Source organism: Bacteroidota bacterium (assembly GCA_019637975.1).
GTDB lineage: Bacteria > Bacteroidota > Ignavibacteria > UBA10030 > UBA6906 > CAADGV01.
The window spans coordinates 21,450-45,354 of record JAHBUR010000023.1 but is presented as its reverse complement, the minus strand read 5'-3'; the positions used below and the strand labels follow the sequence as shown (position 1 = coordinate 45,354).

Below are 23,905 nucleotides of genomic sequence, written 5' to 3'. Positions count from 1 at the left end.
GGTTATGAAAGAGATTCTCCTTTTTGCAGGCATAATCATGGTCTTCAACGTATCATGCGCCCAATCACCGTCAAGTACGATCATGCAAACGTCTGCTTCCGACACTTCTCCCGAAACCTTCACAGCGAGGTATGGCGATATTGCAAAACAGCTTCTTCAGACAGGCCTGCGAGATTGCGATGCGCACAAGTTTCTAACGGAACTCTGCGAAAAGGCGCCGCATCGTCTCAGTGGTTCCGAAGGTGCTGCAAAAGCCGTTGACCTGACCCGGAAGATGATGGTTGATCTCGGCTTTGACAATGTCCATCTTGAAAAAGTGATGGTACCGCATTGGGAGAGGGGAGAAGAGGAATGCTGGATTATTCCCGCTGCATCAAGTATACCGCAGACGATGAAATTGCACACGCTTGCCGTGTGTGCGCTCGGCGGCAGCATTGCCACGCCGGAAGAGGGGGTTCAGGCGGAGGTGATTGAAGTAAAGAACTTCGAACAATTGCGTTCCCTCGGCGACAAGGCAAAAGGCAAGATCGTCTTCTTCAACCGTCCGATGGATCCGACAAAGTTCAACACATTTGAAGCATACGGTGGGGCGGTTGATCAGCGGGGACGGGGGGCGATGGAAGCTGCGAAGGTGGGCGCCGTGGCAGTGCTTGTCCGTTCAATGACGCTACGCATCGACGATGTTCCTCATACGGGCGTCATGCATTATGCCGATACAATCAAAAAAATCCCCGCAGCCGCTATTAGTACGTTGCACGCGAATTACCTGAGTGACCTGCTGTCGAAACAGAAATCCGTAAAAGTTCATCTCAAACTCACACCAAAAACACATCCCGATGCGGAATCTGCAAATGTTGTCGGGCAGATAACAGGTTCTGAAAAACCAAATGAGATTATCGTCCTTGGCGGGCATCTTGATGCGTGGGACAAGGGACACGGTGCGCATGATGATGGTGCCGGTTGCATGCAGGCGATCGAGGCGTTGAATCTTCTCAAGAAAATCGGCGTGAAGCCGAAGAGAACCATCCGTGCCGTGATGTTTATGAATGAAGAGAACGGAACACGCGGAGGCAATGCGTATCCCGTTGCGCCGGAACGAATAGGCGAGACACATATCGCCGCATTTGAATCCGATGCAGGCGGACATGCGCCGCGGGGGTTCAACGTGAAATGGGACTCAACGTTGCTTGCCAAAATCCTTCGTTGGAAACCTCTCTTCGATATGCTCGATGCCGGAAAGATCAACATCGGGTATGCCGGAGTTGACATCGATCCGCTGGTGAATACCGGTGTCCCAGGCTTCGGGCTTGTGCCGGAAAATCACCGCTACTTCGATTATCATCATTCCGACAACGATACGATAGACAAGATAAATCCGAGAGAGCTTGAGATGGGGGCGATTGTTGCGGCGTTGCTGAGCTATTTGATTTCGGAAGAAGGGTTGTAGCATGAATCAATACTTGGAGGAAAGAATTAAGACTCTGCTTGGTTGTACTTTGATGCTTGCGACTTTGTTTTATCTTCATTCCGGTCAGGCGCAAACGCAGGAGACAGTGCAGTACGACTCCGTGCTTGCCCGCCGTCTCAACGCCGATCAATACGGGATGAAGAAGTACGTGATGGCATTCCTGAAGCGCGGCCCCAACCGGAGTCAGGATTCCGTGACGGCTGCAAATCTCCAGCGTGCTCATCTCAAGAACATCGAACGGATGGCGAACGAAGGCACACTCATTCTTGCCGGCCCGTTTCTTGACAACGGCGAGATCCGCGGCATTTACATCTTCAACGTCGAGACGGTGGAAGAAGCAAAAGCTCTCACCGAAACCGACCCCGCGATTCAAGCGGGACGACTTGTTATGGAACTGCATCCCTGGTACGGCTCCGCTGCGGTACAGGAAATCACCGCACTCAGCAGGCGGCTTCTTAAAAAGAGTGTGAGCGATTGAGTTCTGGCGCGTATATCTTGTTTCTGATCACAGGCCGGATTGTAAGTCCGGCTTTTTTTTGTATTTGCTTGACATGACCCGCACCGGCAGTTATATTGTCCGAAACCCCGCACTATACTTCTCAATCTGCAGATCAGTTGTATTGGCTTTCCATCAGGGATAGTTCGTTCTTTTTCCTTACTAAATAAGAGGGAGGAGTTATGAGATGGATTTGCGCTACTTCAATCCTGCTTTTCCTGAACATGGACGTGACTCTTTCCCAGTGGTCTCGTATGCCCTCACCCTCGCGGGGGCCCTATTATTCGGTGTCGTTCGCTGACTCGGATACGGGAGTTGCCGTCGGAGTTATAAGGGGAGGAGGCTATGGCACAATCGTGAGAACCACTGATGCAGGACAAAATTGGACGGCGTTCGACAGTGTGTTCAATACAATCTTTACTGGCGCTCACTTTGTGGATCGTCATCATGCTTGGATTGTTGGGGTCAACGGTAAAATATTCAGAACCGGTGATAGCGGAGTGAGTTGGGAAGACCTATCAGTAGGCGGAGTCAACAATAACTTCACATCGGTGTTCTTTGTGAGTCCCTCTACAGGATGGATTACCGGTCAAACGAACATCATAAGAAAAACAGTCAACGGCGGTTCATCTTGGACGAACCAAACATCCGGGCTTGGTCCGTGGTGGTCATCTATTTTCTTCATCAATGCTGATACGGGATGGGCTGTAAACCGCAACCTCGGCATGCCTGAGCGGATCCTCAAGACAACCAACGGCGGTACTTGGGTAAATCAGGTTGACCTGACGTCGGCTCAGCTGCATGACGTTTTTTTTGCCAATCAAGACACAGGCTTTGCTGTTGGCAGTGGTATCATCATGAAAACGACAAATGGTGGAACCACTTGGCAGACGAGCAATATTGGCCAGATTAGTCTTAACTCTGTGCATTTTACCGACTCCCGTACAGGCTGGGCAGTAGGGGGCGCAGGAACTATCCTCAAGACAACGAACTGTGGTGAGACATGGTTGAATCAACCGAGCGGATTAAACGCGATGCTTTGGGGAGTGTACTTCACAAATTCCGATTCCGGATTTGCAGTTGGTGATACGGGAGTTATTCTCAGAACGACAAATGGTGGCGGCCCCACATTGAGCGTAGGAGAGACCGAACGTCCTCATGTCTTCGAACTCGAACAAAACTATCCCAACCCGTTCAACCCGGCGACGCATATCGAATTCCGAATTCCTGCCCGTCCGGCAGGCGGGGCCAATTTCGGATTTGTCTCGCTCAAGGTGTTTGATGTGTTGGGTCGGGAGGTGGCAACGCTGGTGAACGAGGTGAAAGCACCGGGCATCTACGGGGTCACTTGGAATGCAAGCGGCTTTCCAAGTGGCGTGTATCTCTACCAACTCCGTTCAGGGAGTCTTGTGCAAACGAAGAAGCTTGTATTGATCAAGTAAACTTGGTAAATCCAATTAGCTGAACGAGCTAACTGCGTTCTTTTAAAAATTTTATCGGAGCGGCTCTATGAGACTTTCCGTCGCCACGCCTGCCTTGTTCCCTGACATTCAGAAGGGTACGCAAGTCCTAACACGTAGAGCCATCCTATGTTGCACTGTTTTCCTTATTTACAACACCTCTCCCGCCCAGTGGTCCACCGACTCGAATCAAAACAATCCGATATCGACAGCGCCGGCCGATCAAATCATACGCTCAATGGTCAGTGACGGTTCAGGAGGCGCGATCATGGTTTGGGATGACTCCCGAAGAGGCTCGGGTCTTACGGACGTTTACGGTCAACGAATCGACGTCTCTGGCCTTGTGAGATGGACGACCAATGGGGTACCGGTTGCGATCGGAACAGGATTCGGCGCGGGGTTCTCCCAAGCAACGACGGATGGTGATGGCGGCGCTATTGTGACCTGGCAAGACCGACGAGTTGATTACAGCCAAATCTATGCACAATCAGTAAGCAGTGCAGGCGTTGTCCGATGGACGACGAATGGGGTGGCTCTCTCGACGAATTTGGCCGAACATGCGATGGCTGCAATTGCCAGTGATGATGCCGGCGGTGCAATTATTGTGTATCAAGATACTCGAACCGATGGTGATATCTATGCCCAACGGGTCAATCAAAGCGGCGCACTTCTGTGGCCGGTGAATAGCGATACAGTCGTGGTGGCAGCAGGAACACAATCCCATCCGGTTATCATGAGCGACGGCGCAGGCGGCGCAATTGTTGCGTGGCGGGATCAACGCAGTGGTGCTGATGATGTCTATATCCAACGTTTGAACGCAGCTGGTGTCCGTCAGTGGAGTGCCAACGGTGTTGCGATTTGTACGGCCGCCGGACTGCAATACAATATTGCCATAGTAAGCGATGGTCTTGGAGGAGCTATCATAGCGTGGCAAGACGAGCGCGGGGGGACATCTGACATCTATGCACAACGCGTAAATTCGGCCGGATCAACTCAATGGACGACGAATGGAATTGCGGTTTGCACCGCTTCCAACCTGCAGACGTTTCCGAAACTCGCCTACGATGGTGCGGGCGGTGCTATCATTACATGGATGGATTTCAGAATCGGAACGAGATATCAGGTCTATGCCCAACGTGTTAGTGACGCAGGGACTCATTGGGCAATTGACGGAGTTCCGCTCTCGCCATCAGCATTTACACAAATCAACCCATCGATAGCAGGTGATGGCGCAGGGGGCGGTATCATCGGTTGGTCGGATGTTCGTGCGGGCCTGGGAAATTACAATGTCTATGCGCACCGGATAGATGCTATGGGCAACACACAATGGGCGGCAGAAGGGGTTGCTATTTCCACAGCCCCTCAAATTCAAAGTGGTCCGCTCATTGTGAGTAGTCGTAGCGGGGCAATTATGGCTTGGAATGATTTCCGCAATTCTCCCGGGAGCGACATCTATGCCCAACGCGTCCGGGCAGGCGGTACACTTGGTGGAGACGTTCTGACACTCGTAAATCCACGAGCGGGTGCTGAGTGGGTAGCAGGCACAGATACCGCAATCATCTGGAATGGATTCCCGGGCCTCGATTTTGTGAGTATCGAGTTTAGGACAGACACCACCGGTGGTGGAGCGCTGTTTCGATCAATTGTTACTAACTATCCAGCTGCTTCAGGGCGTTATGTTTGGTCTGTGCCCGATACAATCCTCTCGCGCAAGTGTGCGATCCGGATTCAACAAAGTTCAAACGCAAGCATCGTTGATACAAGTTACGACTTCACAATAAAGGGCTACGTGCTTCACCGCCTGAATGCGGATGGCAACTACGAGCGATTTCGTTTTGAACGCGACAGGTGGAATTTTGGCAACGAGGAAGCCAACATGTGGCCGCCCGCGTGGTATACGCAGTTTGATTACCGGAACGGCAGTGATCCATATACCGGTCGTCAATACCCAAATATCTACCCATTCAATACAGCGGCGTCTGAAGATTTTGTTGACTGGCCGCTCTTTGTTCAGACGTTCGGGATTAAGCGAACCTATTGGAGCACCGTTGAAGCAAGATACAGAGATGAATTCAAGTGGAATACGTGGAAAGGACCTTGGGCAGGTTCATGTTTTGGGTTCGCAATCTCGACACTACTTGCGTTCGAAGACAGTGTGGCTTTCCGGGTCAGGTTTCCGTCCATGCCAATGTTTGAAAGTCTGGTGAGTGTGGCCTTGAATGATTCGACACGAAAGATCATCAATGAGTTGTGGCTTCACCAAACGGGGGAGGTACATCGGCGGGAAGTGATGCCATTATGGCACACGAAGACCCCGAACCAAACAGTAAACGAATTGAAGCAGATATTGTGGAGCGATGAAGCTGACCACGCAGGTCTCCTTTTCAACCACAACGGTCCTGAAAGTGGTGGTCACGCCATAGTGCCATATGGAATTGCAAAGGATTCCATAAACCCGGCCGTGTATTGGATTTATGTGTATGACAACAGTTTCCATAATACAGACACTGCAAAAATCAGGGTTGACACATCGGCTAACGGGAATCTTGGAGCGTGGACGTATTCTCTTTACCCCGGTTGGGGAGGCAACAAGAAGCTCTTCTTGACCGATAGGGTAAGCACATACCTTGATCCTCCGAGCCTTGGTCCTTCGAGGTTCTCCCGCATTTCAGGTACAGTCTTTCTTCAACTGTATCCGCCTCTAAACGCATCCATCATCATTACCAATGCCAATGGGAACCAAATAGGGTACTCGGATAGCGTGTTGATTGATGCAATGCCGGGAGCAGTTCCCTATATTCCTGCGACAGGAAGCTTGACACCTCCCTACTTTTACCACCTGCCGGAGACGTCCTACACGATCATGATGAGTGACTTCTCCGATTCCGTCTCTCAACTCCATCGTGACGGACTCTACTGTCTTCACGTATCGAAGAGTCAGGCGCTACGCTGAGTCAAACCGATGGCTTTGCCTTCGACGGCAAGCTTTCCATGCGCAACCTGGACCCGCAGTCGAAGAGCGTCACCGTCGGGACCATCTTCATCATTGACTCGACAGCCGAGAAGACGTATACAATCTCCGACTGCGCTCTGGCGCAGAACGACTCGATGCAATTCGGCAAGGAAGGGGACGATGATTACAAGGTCGTGAACGTCGGCCCGGCAAAAACGTACGGGCTTCGGATTGAGTACGGCTCGGTTGCGGTTGGCAGACTCTTCATTCAACCGACAGTAAACCTCAGCGCGACGTCCTCACACATCATCGTTCCGAACTGGAACAATCTGGCTGAGCCCGTCAGAATCTACATTGACCACGGAAATAATGGAACGATCGACGATTCGATATTCGTACAGAACACCGTCGATGTGCACGAGCCGAATGAACCGGGCATGCCGGCGGAGTTCACTCTTGCGCAGAACTATCCCAATCCGTTCAACGCTTCAACAACGATACGTGTTGGAATTCCGCGAGTATCCTTCGTTTCGCTGAAGGTGTACAACATTCTCGGTCAGGAAGTGGCGATCCTCTTGAACGAGATCGTGGATGCTGGGTTCAAGTCTGTCAGGTTTGATGCTTCGGCGTTGGCAAGCGGCGTGTATTTCTACCGTTTGGAGGCTCGGGCTGACGATGCCGGCGCTCTGTTTGTTGATGTCAAAAAGATGCTGTTGGTAAAGTAATTCTCGGGGGGGCTTGCTCATGAAACGACGAGATCTTCAGCCTAACGTTTTGTACACAACCTCATAGGAGCCAACCATGAATGCGATTCACAGGGTGTTCTACTTTGTGTTGCTCATGTTTTCATCAGCGAGCGTTGCTTTTGGTCAGCAGTGGACTGCCGTCGGGCCCTACGGCGGGTGGATCAATGATCTGGCCAAAGATGCAAGTGGAAACATCTATGCCGGGACGTACCTTGGAGGCATCTTCAAGACAACCAACAACGGCGACGCATGGGTACAGATCTACAATGACACGCTTATCATTGACCCGCGGTCGGTTGCTCTCAACTCCGCGGGTGATATCTTCGTCGGCGCAAGCCCCGGATTTCTCCGCTCAACGGATGGCGGGGCGACGTGGCAAAAGATCGTCAACTCCTTGAACAACAGAACTGTCGATGTGTTGCTCGTACTTTCCAACGGTAATATCCTCGCGGGCGGTTTTGCGTTTGGTGTATATCAGTCTACGAACAACGGAACGACATTCAGCGCAATCAACAACGGGCTCACAAACACGAGTGTTCGATCTCTTGATGTAAAGTTGAGCAACGGTTATCTCTTTGCGGCAACCTACGGCGGCGGAGTGTTTCGCTCAACGGACAACGGCGCAAACTGGACGGCAATCAACAACGGCATCACCGGGGTCATGCAGATGGAGGTGGTAGCTGTGAGTCCCTCCGGTGACATCTTTGCATCGGATGGGTTTACCATGTACCGCTCGACAAACAATGGAGACAACTGGACGGACCTGATGCCGCCGCCCGGCGAGGGGTATGCGGATCTCACCTTCACCTCCAACGGCATCTACGCAGCCGGGGCTGGCGGTCTTTTCAAGTCCACTGACAATGGCACGACGTGGACACAGCAAACCGGTGTGCCCGACATTGGCTTCATGAGAATCATTGTGTCAGGAAACGTGGTTCTTGCCGGAAGTGCCGGGATGGGTACGTATCGCTCCAATGGCACTCTCAGTCCGGGCGACACATGGACTCAGGTCGTGAACGGTATGAACAATACGCATGTGACATCTATTGCGGAAGCGCCCAACGGTGCTCTCTATGCAGCGACGCTGTACGCCGGTGTGTTCCGATCGACCGATGCCGGCCTGACATGGAGTGAAACAGGGTTCATACCTGTTCAATTCATCAACTCTATTTCGGTATGTCCCAACGGCACTGTGTTTGTCGGAACAGCCTCCGGCAGATTTCGCTCAACCGATCAGGGCGCGACGTGGACACAAAGCGGGGACGTATGGTACACGAACGTTATCGCATGCAACGACCAGGGGCATCTCTTTGCAGATTATGGCTCATACATCCACCGCTCGACAGACAACGGCAACACTTGGACTGAAATAAATATCCCTACTGTCCAAAAGATTGCCGACATCGCGTTCGATGGAGACACAGTCTACCTTGCAACAGGCGTTGGTTCCGGCTTCGGGACAAGCAGGGGCGTCTACCGCTCGACGGACAATGGCAGCATGTGGGCGGAGTTCAATACCGGGCTGACGAATCTGAATGTAACAACAATAACCGCTCGCGATAGCGCCTTGCAGATGCGGGGGATAGCCTTGCTACCCGAGTTCTTTGCGGCACTTGGGGCAGTGGAACATTCAAGCTAGTGCCGGCGCAATCGGTTGCAAAGGTTGGGGGAAACGAATGGGTACAGTGCGGTCCCAACAGTGGGTATTGGAAAAAAGCACAAGTAATATCTGACTCGGATGTCTTACTCGTGATAGGGGTCCCTTCTGTTTTTGGGGTTGACATTTTTGGGATTATGGAAAGGTGCGAGATTGTTGAAGATTATCATGGTCCACCGCGCGAGAAGCAGACTGTGGCCGTTACTAATTCCGGGAGCGCTTTGCCAGTTGCTACTGCATTTCTTATTGGAAGTAATGGCGAGGGGATCTACCGCGCTACGAATATCACCGGTGTTGAGCAAACACAAGCCATTCCGCAAAGCTTCTTGCTCGGACAGAACTACCCGAACCCATTCAACCCGAGCACGACCATCCGGTTCTCGCTGCCAAAGCCGGCATACGTTACCCTCAGAATCTACAATATCCTCGGCCAGGAAGTGGCGACACTCTTGAACGAGTTTGCGGAGGCAGGATTCAGGTCAGTACGATTTGATGCCTCAGGGTTGGCAAGCGGCGTGTATTTCTACCGCCTTCAGTCGGGACAATTTGTACACACGCGGAAACTCGTGCTCCTTCGCTGAGAAAGCAGCAAGGAACGAATAGTCGCTTTGTTGAGGTAGCATCACTTTGCACTGGGTAACCCGGGCCGGCGAAATGCCGGCCTTTGCGTTTCGCATTCTTAGCCGTTCACTTGCCGATTCGCTCATCATTCTCTATCTTCTCTTAGTCTTTCCTTTATCGCTAGCCCTTTTGACCGCATGCTCTTTCTGAGTCTGGTTCTTGTTCTTCTTGGCGGAGTTGCTTTCGGGCAACAACCGGCGCAATTGAACTTCCGGCACTTCCGTGTGGAAGACGGGCTCTCACAAGGATCCATTAACGCCATTCTACAGGATCACAAAGGCTTCATCTGGATTGGAACACATGACGGGCTTAACCGGTTCGACGGCGTCGAGTTCAAAGTATTCCGCCATAACCCCGGGAATCCCCGTTCTCTCAGCAGCAGTTGGATTGTCGCGTTGTTTGAAGATAGCAATCATGTCCTGTGGATAAAGACGGAAAAGGGTTTGGATCGGTTCGATCGGGCTTCGGAATCGTTCATGCGCTTGGGGGGGATTTCTCATGCGGGAGGAATGCACACATCGAAGAGCGGCGAACCGACAACATTCTGGGTTCCGGGGAGCTCGCTCGGTTTGCTCGATCCGGTTACCGGTGCCGTTAGTGAAATTCACGTCAGTCACGCGGGAGAAACGCTGAAGGGTCCCCTTCAAGTGCTTGCTGAAGAAAGCAACGGCCATGTTTGGGCCCGGGATAATTCTGCAGTCTACAAAATCAATCTTGCTAGTCGGAGTGTTACCGAATCGTACAACGTTGGGGGACGAGCTGTAACCGCAGTGGAGCCCAGCCGGTACAGGAAGGGAGTAGTGTGGATAGGCACATTGACGGGACTTCTTCGCATTGAGAATGGAGTCTTTGCTTCCGCGGCTCATCTCGATGTGCGATTGCTCAGGGAGGACTCTCAGGGCGACCTTTGGATAGCAACGTACCAAGGGTTGGCGCGATTGCGCCGGGGGACGGGGAACGTGGAACTGTTTCGGCATGATCCGATGGTCCCGACAAGTCTCAGCCATGATGTGGTTACGACAATCTTTGAGGATGCTTCAGGCTCGCTCTGGGTGGGGACATACAGGGGCTTGGACCTTTTCGATAGATTCTCCCCCGCGTTTTCCGTTTATCGCAGTTCACCGGACAAATCCAGGAACCTCGGTGACAGCTTTGTCATTCCGATTGTCGAGGATGGGACCGGAGACATTTGGTTCGGCACGTTTTCGGCAGGAGTCTCCGTGTTGCACACACACGGCCCCAAGGCCGGTACCTTCACGAGCTTGAGGTACGAACCGCAAACTCCCCGCAGTCTGAGAAACGACAATATCCGATCTCTCGTGTGTACAAGGGATGGTAGGGTCTGGATTGGTAGCCACGGCGGACTCAACATCTACGATCCGACAACCAAGCTCATGACATCCGTTCGCGGCATTCTGATGAACGATGGAGTGGCAAACGGGGTTGAGTCCATGTGTGAGGCCCGGGATGGGTCAGTCTGGCTTCCGCTCCGCGGCAAGTTGTTGAAGCTCCGCAGCGACAACCCTGCCAACGTTGTCTCCTACCGGATTCCGGAATTGGAGTATGCCTCCGTTTATGAAGACCTCACCGGCCTTGTCTGGCTCGGAACTGTCGGATCAGGGCTTGTCCGGTTTGATCCCCGAACAGAAACTGTTCTCCGATACCGGCACGAACCCGGCAATCCTTCAAGTCTGAGCAATGATAATGTCTGGACTGTCCTGGAGAGTCCCGGTGATACGTCAGGAACATTGTGGGTCGGTACCAGCAACGGGTTAAATAGGATCAACCCCAACACCGGCATATGCAAACGGTATCTGGAACAAGAGGGATTCCCGAATTCGTGGGTGTACGGCATACTGGAGGATGATCTGCGGAGGCTCTGGCTCAGCACCAATGACGGGCTCGTGCTTTTTGATGACAATCAACCTGAAGGAAGGAAGTTCAGGAATTTTACCCGCGAAGACGGAATCGCCGGAGACGAATTCAACAGGCGCTCCTTTTGCCGTTTGCGCAACGGAGAGTTTCTCTTTGGAGGACCGAACGGTGTAACACGCTTTCATCCGGCACAGGTCGGTGACAATCCTACGATCCCCCCGTTAGTCATGACAGACTTCTACAAACTCGGAAAGAAAACCGTTTTTGACAAGGATATCGCTGATGTCACATCGATCGAAATGAATCATGATGAAAATGTCTTTTCGTTCGAATTCGCCGCTCTCAATTACTCCAACCCGTCAAAGAACCGGTATGCGTATATGATGGAAGGAATCGACAAGGATTGGATCCATGCGGGAGGAAGGCGTTCCGTGAACTATGCGTACGTTCCATCCGGGGAGTATGTTTTCCGGGTGAAGGCATCGCACATTACCGGTGTCTGGAACAATAATGAGTTGGCGGTTCACATCCGCGTACACCCTGCGTTCTGGGCAACGTGGTGGTTCATTGCACTCGTCGTGTTGGCAGGAGGAGGGGTTGTCACGACGGTTGTTCGGGCACGAGTGCGACGATTGCTCGAAATCGAGCGGCTCCGCTCACGCATTGCCCGCGATCTGCATGACGAAATCGGCAGTAACCTCAGCAGTATTGCGATGGCAAGCGACTTGTTAAAGAGGCAGCGGGGACTCGGTGAAAAGGAACAAAGAAAACTTTCGGAAATTTCCTCTGTTGCGTTGGATACCGTCAAGGACATGAAGGACATCGTCTGGCTGATCAAGCCCGGCAACGATTCCATCGATGATCTGTTTCTCCGGATGAAAGATACGGCGGCGACATTGTTGGAGGGATGCCGCTACAGTCTCAGTTTTCCGAATGAATCAGTCGGCAGGAAGGTGGATTTAGAATGGCGGCAGCATGTCTATCTTATCTTCAAAGAGGCGCTGACAAACATCGCAAAGCATGCCCGTGCCGGCAATGTGTCGATTGCCGTTGCAGTTGAAGGCGACAATCTTGCCATCACCATCGAGGATGACGGGAAAGGCTTCAATCCTGCTTCGGCAACCAATGGCAGTGGGTTGAGGAACATGCAGGAGCGGGCGGATATCCTGAAGGCGCAATTCACGGTGGCAGCAACTCCCGCCGGCGGGACGAGAATCACGCTCACTACACGAATAACGTAAATGCGTAATTGCCGCAGTCGGCTTCGTTGCCTATGTTGACGCTATGATGACGAATCCCGAGACCACGCAGCTCACCGTGTGGGTCGTGGAGGACAACGACTCGTACCGGGAGAACATCTCCGAGCTTGTCCGCCAGACACCCGCGCTGCAATTTGAACATGCGTTCTCCTCGTGCGAGGGGGCGCTTGAGGAATTGCATCGTTCCGCCTTCCCCGATATTATACTGATGGACATCGGTTTGCCGGGAATGAACGGCATTGAGGGGGTGCAGCGGGTGAAGGCCATTTCCCCCGAAACGCGTGTCGTTATGCTCACGGTCTTCGATGAAAACGACATGATCTTTCGGGCGATATGCGCAGGCGCTTCCGGCTATCTGCTTAAAAGCGAGTCGACTGACAGGATCATGACTTCGCTGCAGGAAGTCCTGAACGGCGGGGCGCCGATGAACGCGCAGATTGCAGCAAAAGTAGTAGACATGTTTTCCCGCCTTGCCGCCCCGAAAGGCAACTATGGCCTGACGGCACGCGAGCGCGAGATTCTCCAGTGTCTCGTTGACGGCCTCTCAAAGAAACAAATTGCCGACAAGCTCTTTCTCAGCTTTCACACCATCGACATGCACATGCGGGGAATCTATACGAAACTTCAAGTCCATTCCCGCAGCGGTGCCGTTGCCAAAGCCCTCAAAGAGAACCTGCTCTAATCCAGTCTAACCCGAAAGACCTCAAGCTCTTTTTTCTTTTTGTGTCATTGTGGCAAACTCACCGGCCGCACAATACACGCATTTGCGTAATTGTGAGGATGCCGTTTGTCGTGTATTTTTTCTGGCATCCCGGCGCTCCTTGAAATGAGATAGAAGTAGCTCGGGAAGAATCTCCCAACCAACATTACGGGTTCGTCGATGCGTTTCTCCTACTGTCTCCATTTCCTCCTGATTTCTGTCTTGGTTGCATCAGCACATTCACAAGAATCTTCTCTTGAGCCCAAGGTCGTTCCAGAGCCGCATGAGTTTCTGCCGCCAATAAGCCCGCGATGGGGGGGTGATTTCGCAATAACTCAACGCGAGCCCCTTGGTCGCTCGTCTGGTGCGGCAAGGGCAAATGGGACCGCGTTCATTGCCGTCCCCGATACAGGGCTTATTCCAAACCGCGGGATCGTCACCTACCGTACGACCAATTTTGGTGTTACGTGGTCAACAGCATCGTCTGTTTCTCCTTCTCTCCTTGTCAGCAACACCAAGATGATACGGGGAGCCAATGACTCGCTCTACCTGTTCTTTCTGAGCGGTGGAGACCTGTACTGCTGGAATGTGGAGACCGCGATTATCAGAAACGTTACGGGTGTTGTTCCCCCCATGCAAGATTTCGATGTGGTCGCATCGGCCAACGGCAATTTCTACGCCTTCGTCCACAATCCGGAGACCAACCAGATATTTACTTTTCGCAGTACCGACTACGGTGCCATTTGGGGCGCGCAAGTATTTTCACAAGACGGTGCCCATCCGCGTGCATACATCAACACTGTCTTCGGTCGTCGGGATACTCTCTTCGTCAGTTATTACAGTCCGGTTAGTACTGATACGTCCCGCTCAATGATCGCCTTGCGGCGCTTGCGCGAAAACAACAGTCTCCTTGAAACCATTGATAACAGGATTATTGACGAGGACACGACGTACAGGAGACGGGAACATCAATGTGTCCGGTCGGGGAATGTTGTATGGTTCTTCATACAGCGGGAACCGCTCATCGGCGAGGACTCGAACATCCGGTGCCGCGTGAGCACGGACCTCGGTGTGACTTTTGCTCCCGCGTTCACTCTTGCTGGAACGAGTATCGGCGAGTATTGGTTTGATGCTGCCCACTATTCTGATGGCGTGGATTTCATCTACGTTGCCGATAGCGCCGCCACGGCAAACGATCGGCTTATGTATCTTTATCTTGAACAGACTACGCCCACAACCGTGCGCGGTCGCCGCCGTATCAGCGACCATCCGCCTCAGTGGTCATCAAGATACTATCTCCCCAGAATCATCGAGTATCCGAGTGTCGGTGGAGATGTCGGAGTTATTTGGGTTGGTTTGGATGGAGCAACTCGCAAGGTCTTCTATGATAGTCAGTCCGCATCGCCGTTGAATGTCAGGGAGAATCCTGATGAGGTTCCAAAAGGGTTTTTGCTAATGCAGAACTATCCTAATCCTTTCAATCCAAGCACCACCATCAAATTCTCCATCCCGCAAGCCGGGTTCGTGTCGCTTAAGCTGTACGATCTGCTCGGAATGGAAGTGCGCACGCTCGTCTCTCAACAAATGAATCCGGGCACGCACGCAGTTGACTTCGATGCCCGTGATCTTGCGAGCGGAGTGTACCTGTACCGAATGCAGACAGGGGCTTCTTCTGCCACCAGGAAACTCATGCTCGTCCGATAGGAGTGGTCTGAATAATCTCATTTCAGGAGAACCCATGAAACGCATCTTACTCATCCTCATCTTGCTTGTTCCTTTTTCGCTGAAAGCCCAATGGACTCCGATGGGAGGCCCCGAGGCGGGCGACATTGTCGCAATCACCAATGCCGGAAGTTACATCGCTTGTGCGGCAGCCGATGGCGACATCTTAACTTCTTCCGACAACGGGATGACATGGAACCGACGGGGGCCAGTCCCGGCGTTTCCCATCCAACTTGCCGCGGCTCAGGGGATGTTGTTTGCCTCTACCTTTGGCGGAGGCTCTGCAGCCGGGATTTATCGTTCGAGCGATGACGGAATGACGTGGACTCAGGCCTTCAGTGCACCATTCAACAGAGTGTACGCAAGCGGCACACAGGTGTTTGCTCCATCAACAAACGGACTATTCTGGACGACGGATGGCGGAGCTTCATGGACGAATATCATCGGGAATCTCCCGTTTTCTCCAATAGTGGCAATAGCCCACGGTGGGGCGATGTTTGCCGGCCTCAATGACAGTGCTGTGTACCGCTCTACAAATAACGGTGCAACGTGGTCACTTGCATGGACCGAACCACTCCCAACGTCCGTCAGGATTCTTAAGAGTGACGGCACAACACTGTACGCCGCGTATGAACGGGCAGGCGCGGCACGGGTTGCACGATCCACGGACAACGGTACGAGTTGGACCTCGTCGCAGATCACCGGTCTGCCAAGGGGAATTCAAGACCTCCTGGTAACCCCAACCGCGCTCTATGTGCCCGCGGTGTTTCAAGTGGGCACGTCGCCGTGGACTGCGGGTGTCTACGTCTCGACAAATAATGGAACCTCCTGGACCCTGCGCAACGACGGCCTCATTCCGAGATGGACAAAATCAATTGCCACGGCAGGCAGCGATGTTGTTGTGGGAACGTGGGGCGGCGGCATTTTCCGCTCGTCGAACGCCGGTACCACCTGGATAAGGTCGTCCGGCGGACTTGCAAAATCGTGGGTGACAAACCTCTCGTTCACATCCGGCGGGGCAGAGTGGCAGGTGGGAACGTATGGCGGAGGGTTCTTCGTCTCAAGCGACAGCGGGTTCACCTGGTCGGCGCGGAATTCAGGCTTTGAAAGCGTCTATTCCATTCCCAGCGTGCTTCAGTTTGCCACCAGAGGTTCATCATGGTTTGCCGGCACTGAAGACGATGGTTTGTACAAATCCTCGAACAACGGCACAAGTTGGTCACGCTCGTTCGGAAGTCCGCCTTTTCCTTGCACGGGCATAGCAACCCGTGGAACAACGGACGTCTTTATGACGCAAGCCGTAACTGACGGTGTCTACCGATCCACCGACGACGGGGAATCCTGGACACAGATCATGAGCGGGTTCACCACGTTTGCCGCCACCTGTGTTGCCATTGGCGGTGCCGGAACAGTATTCATCGGAGCTTCTGAAGGGGCCGTCTTACGAACAACCAACAACGGTACGAATTGGTTTTCGACTGTTCTCGGTACCGGTGTAACCCCGCGTCACATGCGGTTCATTGGCAACACCATGTTTGCAGGGACAACAAATGGTGTCTATCGCTCAACGAACTTCGGCGTTGCGTGGTCGCCATCCAACACGGGAATGACGGGAGTGGAAGTGGATTTCATCGCGATACAAGATACGGCCACGCTCTTCGCTTCGTCGAGAGATTCGGGCATGTACGTGTCGACGAACAATGGGCAGACATGGCTTGCGTCGAATGCGGGATTGCCGACGCTTCGCCTGCGAGGCGTCCGTTCGACTGGGACACATCTGTATGTCGCTACTGTCGGCCACGGCGTGTGGCGGCGACCTGTTGGAGAGGTGATCACTGATGTCCGTGAAGGCGGCGGCACTAGATTTCCGGCGGAATTCATGCTTCACCAGAACTATCCCAACCCGTTCAACCCGAGCACAAACATCAGGTTTTCCATTCCTGTAGGGACGCACGGTCGTGTCTCTCTACAGGTGTACGATATCCTCGGCCGCGAAGTCGCAACGCTGGTGAATGAACTGAAGGGGACGGGTAGCTACGAGGTAACGTGGGATGCGACGGGGATGGCGAGTGGCGTGTATTTCTACCGCTTGCAAGCGGGCGAGTTCATGCAGTCAAAGCGCCTTCTTCTTCTGCGCTAACCATCATCAGGAACACGTTCTTGGAAAGTCCCGGGTCGAAAAGTCCGGGGACTTTCTATTGAGATTCTCCCTAATCTCCCCTACAATTTACCACAATGCGTTTCCACCGTTCCTTGACACTTGTCGCTCTTTTTGGCGCGAGCGTCATTGTGTCGCAGCAGCAGAACGTGATATTCCAGCAGCTGTCCCCGGTCGACGGTTCGTGACGCGGAACCACCTACTCCTTTCTCCTGGACAAATACGGATTTCGCTGGCTCCCAAAACAGAGCTTCCAAAAATCCGAACCATCCCTTGTCGGGACTTTTGTTGGATTTTCTCACCCATCTCCTCTACATTCCATCATCATGCCCACCACTCGATCCTTGATCCTTGTTGCCCTGCTCGGCTCCTTCCGATTAAGCATCACAATCCGGAGATTTCATCTGGTCAGTTGGAGGCAGTAAATTCCCAAATGAGGGAGAGATTGCGAACCAACCGCCGAGCGGACCCGGCAAGGGCGCTCCCCCCACTATTGAACTTTCATCCCATTCTCACGAACTTGATCCAAATTCCATACGATTTGTTCTTTCCCATGTCTGATCACCTTTCCCGAATTGTACTCGCGCTGAGTGCCGTTTACCTCTTCACGAGCGACGCTTCTGCGCAACCGCTCAGGTTCCATCATTTCGGCACGGCACAAGGGTTATCACAGAACAGTGCGTTGTGCCTCCTCCAAGATCGCAGAGGATTTCTCTGGATCGGAACGCAATATGGCTTGAACAGGTATGACGGGCACTCCTTCAGCCCGTACAGCCACGATCCTTCAGATTCAACATCTCTCGCGGATAATTATGTTGTCGGCCTTGCAGAGGACACGCGCCAACGGTTGTGGGTTAGCCTCCTTCCCGGTCAAGTGGATGTCTACGATCCTGTTACTGATTCCTTCGAGCACCTTCGTATCGATTCGCAATTTCGATCTGCCCAAGTCCCCCCTGCGGCGATTTTACTTCGTGAACAGAGTGGCGGAATCTGGATCGGATTTCAAAACGGCAAACTTCTCCGCCTTCCTGCCGACTCATTGCATCTTTCCGCACAGCAACTTCTTGATCATGCAGCCAACCGCGCCATGCTTGTTCCTGGAGGAGTGCAGAGTCTGTTCGAGGATTCCCGAGGAAACCTGTGGGCAGGCGGCGCGAAGAGTATCACTCGAATGAGGCACGCTCAACATGGACCTGGCGAGTCGGCAACAATCCTCGGTACGTGGCGAACTGAAGGAACCGTGTTTTCCTTCGCTGAAGTCACGGGTATGCCCGGGATTGTGTGGGTGGGGACTGAGGAAGGAGTGCGACTGCTGGATTACGAGAGAAACACGTTTCTTTCAGGAGGAGAGCAATTCTTGTCCAACTCTTCCCTGCAAAAAGAGCCGGTCTGGACAATGACGGAGGTGGAGCCAGGAGTACTTTGGGTCGGGACAACAACGAAAGGATTGTTTGAGGTGGATATCCACCGCCGCCGCATCACCCAACATGCGCACAATCCAGCACACCCCGACGGCCCGGGAAGCAATTGGATTACTTCGATTCTTGTCGATCGTTCCGGAGTAACGTGGCTCGGATTTCTCACGAGCGGCATAGACAAGACGCTCCGCAACTCTTATCCATTTCGTTTCGTCGGCTACGATCCGCATGATCGGAGCAGCTTGCGCGATGCCGATGTTACCGCAATCCTAGAAGACCGCAGCCGCACTCTTTGGGTCGGCACAAGAAAAGGAGGTTTGCATCGCTCGCGAGAACCGGCAGACTCATTGCTGTTCCACTTCCACCAATATCCGGTTGGCCGCAACGACACCGGGAAGCTTCCTGATCCTTATGTGAAAGCTCTTCATGAAGATCGGCGTGGAACGTTGTGGGTCGGTTTGTGGGCACATCCGGGCGGACTGTTTCGTGCTGACGCGAGGCGCGAATCCTTCACGCGATTTTCCAAAGATTCGGCATGGCCTTTCACTCTCCCGTCCAACCTCATGCGTGTGATCCGCGATGACGGCGATGGCTATCTCTGGCTCGGCATGACAGGGGGACTCTCCCGAATCCATTTGGATTCTCTCGACATTGGGCGATTTCACACGTACCCTGTCGGCCTATCCGATCCTCACAGCATGAGTCAGGAAGATGTCTTCTCCCTCGTTATCAGCGAACGGAGCCATCAAAAAGAAGTGTGGATAGGGACCTTCGGCGCAGGTCTCAACAAACTGATTCCCGCATCGGGCACATTTGTTCAGTTCCGCTCTGCGACCTGCAATGAACGCATTACCTCTACATTCGAAGACCGGGCCGGCAACATCTGGATTGGAACGTTGGGTGGACTTGCATTGCTTTCATCCGGCAATCGCGCCACAGGAGCGTTCGAGTGTTTCGATGAGCAGGCGGGGCTTCTTCACAAGGTGGTCCAAGCAATCGTCGAGGATAACGCCGGAGATATATGGCTCAGCACGCAAGGGGGACTTTCCCGATTCAATCCCTCGACGCGAACTTTTACCAACTTCCACAGCGGCACTCATCTTGCCATTACCGAGTTCAACGTCAACGCCGCGTCGAAAGGCGCTGACGGACGGTTGTATTTCGGCGGCGTGAACGGGTTCATCCACTTTCATCCGGACAGCATTCGGATGAACACGAAACCGCCTCCCGTCGTCATCTCATCCTTCAAGGTGTTCGAGAAGGAAGTCCCGCTGGACACGTCCATTTCGTTCAAGCGGCAGGTGCGGCTGCGGTATGATGAGAATTTCCTCTCCTTCGAATTCACCGCTCTTGATTACCGCGAGCCGGAGAAGAACCGATACGCGTATATGATGGAGGGAATCCACGCCGACTGGGTGTATACAGGCAACCGGAGGTACGCGAGCTTCAGCAACCTGGAGCCGGGAGACTATGTTTTTCGGGTGAAAGCATCGAACAACGACGGTACATGGAATGATCACGGAACAGCACTGCAGATTGTACTCGCGCCGCCGTTTTGGATGACGGCGTGGTTCAGATTTCTGGCGGGGATCCTGATTGCCGTAACATTAATCGGAGCGGTGCGCTTCTTTTCTATCCGAAGACTCAAGAAGAAGGTCGAAGAACTGGAACGCCAGAAGGCCATCCAACGCGAACGGGATCGGATTTCGCGAGAGTTGCACGATAGCGTTGGTTCAAGTCTGGTCGGACTCGTATCGGGTCTTGAGTTGGCGGGCAAGTATGCAAAGTCGGGCACAACACAAACCGGCAAGCTGCTCTCTTCCCTGCACGATGATGCACGCGCCGGCATCGGGCAGTTGCGGGAAACGATATGGGCGCTTTCGACAAACGAGATGCCGTGGCAAAAATTCGTACCCGCGCTTGAGCAGCATGTCGGCAATATCGTCAAGTACCGGAAGAGGCCGAAGCTGCACTTTACAGCCGACGCAGCGGCGGAACTTGTCCTTACACCCATTCAATCCTTGAACCTGCTGCGGATTGCACAGGAGGCAGTAACCAACAGCGTGAAGCATGCGCGTGCAAAAAACGTATGGGTTGACCTCACAGTGATTGATGCCTCTGTACAACTTATCGTTAGAGACGACGGCAATGGGAAGTGCTCGGAAGGCGCGGGCAGGGGCCGGGGACTTATGAACATGCAGACCAGGGCTGAAGAGGTGGGAGGTCAGTTTGCTCTCACAAGCGAAGCGGGAAAGGGAACCAGCATCGAAGTTACAATACCCGTTCAGCGCGTTAGCTCATGAGTTGCCAACATCCCCCCGAATGGGGTATTGAAGTTGAAGAGGTTCTCTGTTATTTGAGTTTGCCATGTCAATCCTTGTTGCACTTGTCGAAGACAACCCGACGCTGAGGAAGCGGTTTGAAGAGCAGTTCAAACTCTTTCCGGACATCCGTTTGGCTTTCTCATGCGCTTCCGGGGAGGAAGTGTTGCGCCGGCTCAAACGGCTTCCTCCCTCCAAACTTCCCCGCATTGTGCTGATGGATATCGAGCTGCCGAGAAAATCCGGAATTGAGACGACAAACGAATTGAAGGAAATCTTCCCCGACATTGACGTGATGATGGTGACGGTATTCGAGGATGAGTCGAAAATTTTCCAATCTATTCAAGCCGGTGCATCGGGCTATCTGCTCAAGGATGAATCCCTCAACAACATAGAACAGGCAATCAAGGAGCTGGCAAACGGCGGCGCGCCCATGTCGCAGTCCATTGCCCGGACAGTACTTTCGTTTATCCGGGGGAGGAATGTTGATCGAACGACTTCTGCCGAACCACCTGATGATGTGAAATCACTTCTTACAGACCGCGAGCTTGAGTTGCTGCAAGGACTCGTTGAAGGCGAGACCTACACCTCCGTTGCCAAAAAGATGTTCATCAGTCCCCACACCGCAAAATCCTACATCAAAAATATCTACCGCAAGCTTCACGTTCACTCCCGCGCACTGGCGGTCCGTGTTGCAATTGAAAAAAAACTCGTCTGACCCTCTCCTCTCGTTGACAGGCGAAACCCCCACATGGGGTATTGTACCGCCTCTTCTTCCGCCGTAGTTTTCACAAACATTGTCCCCATCACCTTCTAACAAAGTAGTTCAAGTAAGGAGATTGTCATGAAAGCAATGGCTACAATTGTTGTTTTGGGTCTGACCTTCGCTTCCATCAAAGGACACGCCCAACCGTTTTGGGAGCGGATACCTGGGCCGGACGGAACGTTCTATGTTCAATGCCTTGCGGAAGACAATGCAAACGGAAGATGGTACGCGGGAGCGCCGAATGGCGGTGGTATCTACGTCTCCACAAATCAAGGGGTCTCGTGGGTTCCTCGATGGAGCGGGCTTCCACAGAATACAACGGTTTCAGACATTGTAATTGTGGGTGGAGGAACTGCGATAGCATTGTGCGGAGCAATGTATCGTTCCAGCAACGCCGGGCAGAGTTGGGAACAGGTCGCTGGAAGCCCGATCGGCAGAACAAATTTCCATTTGGCTTCGAGCGGACTCTTGTTCGTGGGTGCAGAAGCTGCCGATGGCGGCGTCCATCGTTCGACCGATGGGGGAGCGACATGGCTGCAACGAAGCACTGGTTTGCCAAGCTATGTTGTCGGCCCGTTCACCTACTTTCGGAACGTGTCGGCCATTTCATCCGATGCATCGGGGAACCTGTACGCATCGGTGAATTCCGGCAACGTGAATACGGAGGTCGGCGTGTACAAGTCAGTGAACAATGGTGATTCCTGGACGAGAATGAGCAACGGCCTGCTGGCAAACACGAATGTCAAGCCGGTGTTCGTCAGCTCCGGTGGGGCAATTTATGTCGGGATCCGCAATCGTGTGTACGTGAGTAATGACGGCGCGGCGAACTGGACGCAAACCGATTCCATTCCCATGGCCTCTTCCCAAACAGTCAATCACATAGCCGAAACATCAGGAGGTCAGATTCTTGCGTCCACTACCGGTGGAACATTTCGCGCCGCCGCCGGCGGCACGGGTTGGACATCCATCGGAAATCCATTCGGGTCTGCCACCGACTTCATGGTAACTGCCAACGGTTCGTTTCTCACATCCGGATCAGACGTTGTCGGCGGCATATTCGGAGGTATCCAGAAGTCCACCGATGCGGGGGCGACATGGAATCCTGCCAACACAGGAATCAACAACACGCTTTCGAACTCATTGACCGTAACGCCAACCGGAGGGATTTTCAACGGGCTTGGTCGAGGCCGGATAGATTATTCTCATGACAATGGCTCCACCTTTACGAGGGCAACTCTTCCGATCACCGGTTCCGCAACCATCGCCATTGTCAATGCCATTGCCGGCAAGGCTCCCGGAATTATCGTCGCGGGAATGGGAGAAGGGCTTTTCACTTCCTCCGACAACGGCGCGAATTGGACAAAGACTTCCACATCGGGTAGCACCGGCATTGCGGTTGCTCCGAATGGCGACTTCGTCTCCGGGGGGTCGGGTGGAGCTGTCAGGTCAGTCAACAACGGGCAAACCTGGACTTCTCTTTCAGGGGGCGGAAACATCACATCAATTTTTGTAACATCGGCCGGGACCGTACTGGCCGGAACCTTCAACAGTGGTGTCAATAGATTGCCGAGTGGTGGAACATGGGCCAACTCCGGTTCTTCTCCTTTCGGCAGCGTATCTATCGGCAGGTTCGTGCAGCTCACGAATGGTACCATTTATTCGCACACCTTGGGCGGTATCTTCCGATCTACGGACGACGGCGCAAGTTGGACCGTGGTAGCTGGCACTCCGGTCGGAGTTCAATACAGGATTCTTGTTTCAACGGGCGGAGTGTTGCTGCTTGGGACTCCGTCCGGACTCTATAAATCCACCAATGAAGGAGGAGTGTGGACCACACACAGCGACGGCTTGCTCAATACGATCCTCGATCGCCTTGCCATTGCCCCGGATGGGAGGCTGTACGGCGCAGGGGGAGCAGGCATCTACCGGACAACAAGCCCGATCATCACCGCTGTGGGGCAGACCACATCCGATCTCCCGGACGAATTCAAGCTTGAGCAAAACTATCCGAACCCCTTCAACCCGTCCACTAGAATTCGATTCTCCGTGCCTGCTTCCGTAGGGGCGGGACATGTCGTGTCACTTCGGGTGTACGATCTGCTTGGCCGTGAAGTCACGACGCTGGTGAACGAGGTGATGCAACCCGGGAGCCATGAGGTGACGTGGGATGCCGGAGGGTTGGCAAGCGGCGTGTACTTCTACCGTTTCCAGGAAGGCGAGTTCACGCAGACAAAGCGGCTCATTCTGCTGCGCTGAGAAAGCCATCTTGGCGTCTCCGGTCCCCT

General features: G+C 53.3%; 14 protein-coding genes. All 14 read left to right on the top strand.

The window, feature by feature from the left end:
- Positions 1-37 precede the first annotated feature (37 nt).
- The 14 genes from KF749_12945 (at position 38) to KF749_12880 (ending at position 23,876) form a co-directional block, all read left to right on the top strand.
- A complete protein-coding gene (locus KF749_12945; GenBank protein ID MBX2992057.1) occupies positions 38-1,447 on the top strand; it encodes a M20/M25/M40 family metallo-hydrolase in 1,410 nt (469 codons plus the stop codon).
- 52 nt (positions 1,448-1,499) lie between these two features.
- Positions 1,500-1,946, top strand: coding sequence for a hypothetical protein (locus KF749_12940; GenBank protein ID MBX2992056.1), 447 nt, complete (start codon positions 1,500-1,502; stop codon positions 1,944-1,946).
- A gap of 272 nt (positions 1,947-2,218) precedes the next feature.
- Positions 2,219-3,406 carry a T9SS type A sorting domain-containing protein gene (locus tag KF749_12935; GenBank protein ID MBX2992055.1) on the top strand — a complete coding sequence of 396 codons (1,188 nt, stop codon included), beginning with the start codon at positions 2,219-2,221 and terminating at the stop codon, positions 3,404-3,406.
- 286 nt (positions 3,407-3,692) lie between these two features.
- The gene (locus KF749_12930; protein ID MBX2992054.1) at positions 3,693-6,377 is read left to right on the top strand and encodes a hypothetical protein; all 2,685 of its coding nucleotides are present in this window, start codon (positions 3,693-3,695) and stop codon (positions 6,375-6,377) included.
- 38 nt (positions 6,378-6,415) lie between these two features.
- Complete coding sequence (locus KF749_12925; protein MBX2992053.1) at positions 6,416-7,102, top strand: T9SS type A sorting domain-containing protein; 687 nt, start codon at positions 6,416-6,418, stop codon at positions 7,100-7,102.
- A 76-nt stretch (positions 7,103-7,178) separates the two neighbouring features.
- Positions 7,179-8,762, top strand: a complete 1,584-nt coding sequence (locus tag KF749_12920) for a hypothetical protein (GenBank protein MBX2992052.1) — start codon at positions 7,179-7,181, stop codon at positions 8,760-8,762.
- 239 nt (positions 8,763-9,001) lie between these two features.
- Positions 9,002-9,361 carry a T9SS type A sorting domain-containing protein gene (locus KF749_12915; protein ID MBX2992051.1) on the top strand — a complete coding sequence of 120 codons (360 nt, stop codon included), beginning with the start codon at positions 9,002-9,004 and terminating at the stop codon, positions 9,359-9,361.
- A gap of 177 nt (positions 9,362-9,538) precedes the next feature.
- Positions 9,539-12,517 (top strand): ATP-binding protein, encoded by a 2,979-nt coding sequence (locus KF749_12910; GenBank protein ID MBX2992050.1) that lies wholly within the window; start codon positions 9,539-9,541, stop codon positions 12,515-12,517.
- 43 nt (positions 12,518-12,560) lie between these two features.
- Positions 12,561-13,217: a response regulator transcription factor gene (locus KF749_12905; protein ID MBX2992049.1), complete on the top strand. Its 657-nt coding sequence runs from the start codon at positions 12,561-12,563 to the stop codon at positions 13,215-13,217.
- A gap of 240 nt (positions 13,218-13,457) precedes the next feature.
- Complete coding sequence (locus tag KF749_12900; protein MBX2992048.1) at positions 13,458-14,939, top strand: T9SS type A sorting domain-containing protein; 1,482 nt, start codon at positions 13,458-13,460, stop codon at positions 14,937-14,939.
- A 1,528-nt stretch (positions 14,940-16,467) separates the two neighbouring features.
- Entirely contained in the window at positions 16,468-17,097 is a 630-nt protein-coding gene (locus KF749_12895) for a T9SS type A sorting domain-containing protein (protein ID MBX2992047.1), read from the top strand.
- Positions 17,098-17,668: 571 nt separating this feature from the next.
- Complete coding sequence (locus KF749_12890) at positions 17,669-20,836, top strand: hypothetical protein (protein MBX2992046.1); 3,168 nt, start codon at positions 17,669-17,671, stop codon at positions 20,834-20,836.
- Between the two features lie 64 nt (positions 20,837-20,900).
- A complete protein-coding gene (locus KF749_12885) occupies positions 20,901-21,572 on the top strand; it encodes a response regulator transcription factor (protein ID MBX2992045.1) in 672 nt (223 codons plus the stop codon).
- A gap of 1,362 nt (positions 21,573-22,934) precedes the next feature.
- Positions 22,935-23,876 (top strand): T9SS type A sorting domain-containing protein, encoded by a 942-nt coding sequence (locus KF749_12880; GenBank protein MBX2992044.1) that lies wholly within the window; start codon positions 22,935-22,937, stop codon positions 23,874-23,876.
- Positions 23,877-23,905: the final 29 nt, after the last annotated feature.

Excerpts from the sequence above, each read along its gene's own strand:
- KF749_12945 (MBX2992057.1), top strand. The coding sequence starts at position 38 with ATGGTCTTCAACGTATCATGCGCCCAATCACCGTCAAGTACGATCATG.
- KF749_12940 (MBX2992056.1), top strand. The coding sequence starts at position 1,500 with ATGCTTGCGACTTTGTTTTATCTTCATTCCGGTCAGGCGCAAACGCAG.
- KF749_12935 (MBX2992055.1), top strand. The coding sequence starts at position 2,219 with ATGCCCTCACCCTCGCGGGGGCCCTATTATTCGGTGTCGTTCGCTGAC.
- KF749_12930 (MBX2992054.1), top strand. The coding sequence starts at position 3,693 with ATGGTTTGGGATGACTCCCGAAGAGGCTCGGGTCTTACGGACGTTTAC.
- KF749_12925 (MBX2992053.1), top strand. The coding sequence starts at position 6,416 with ATGCGCAACCTGGACCCGCAGTCGAAGAGCGTCACCGTCGGGACCATC.
- KF749_12920 (MBX2992052.1), top strand. The coding sequence starts at position 7,179 with ATGAATGCGATTCACAGGGTGTTCTACTTTGTGTTGCTCATGTTTTCA.
- KF749_12910 (MBX2992050.1), top strand. The coding sequence starts at position 9,539 with ATGCTCTTTCTGAGTCTGGTTCTTGTTCTTCTTGGCGGAGTTGCTTTC.
- KF749_12905 (MBX2992049.1), top strand. The coding sequence starts at position 12,561 with ATGATGACGAATCCCGAGACCACGCAGCTCACCGTGTGGGTCGTGGAG.
- KF749_12895 (MBX2992047.1), top strand. The coding sequence starts at position 16,468 with ATGCGGTTCATTGGCAACACCATGTTTGCAGGGACAACAAATGGTGTC.
- KF749_12890 (MBX2992046.1), top strand. The coding sequence starts at position 17,669 with ATGTCTGATCACCTTTCCCGAATTGTACTCGCGCTGAGTGCCGTTTAC.
- KF749_12885 (MBX2992045.1), top strand. The coding sequence starts at position 20,901 with ATGTCAATCCTTGTTGCACTTGTCGAAGACAACCCGACGCTGAGGAAG.
- KF749_12880 (MBX2992044.1), top strand. The coding sequence starts at position 22,935 with ATGGGAGAAGGGCTTTTCACTTCCTCCGACAACGGCGCGAATTGGACA.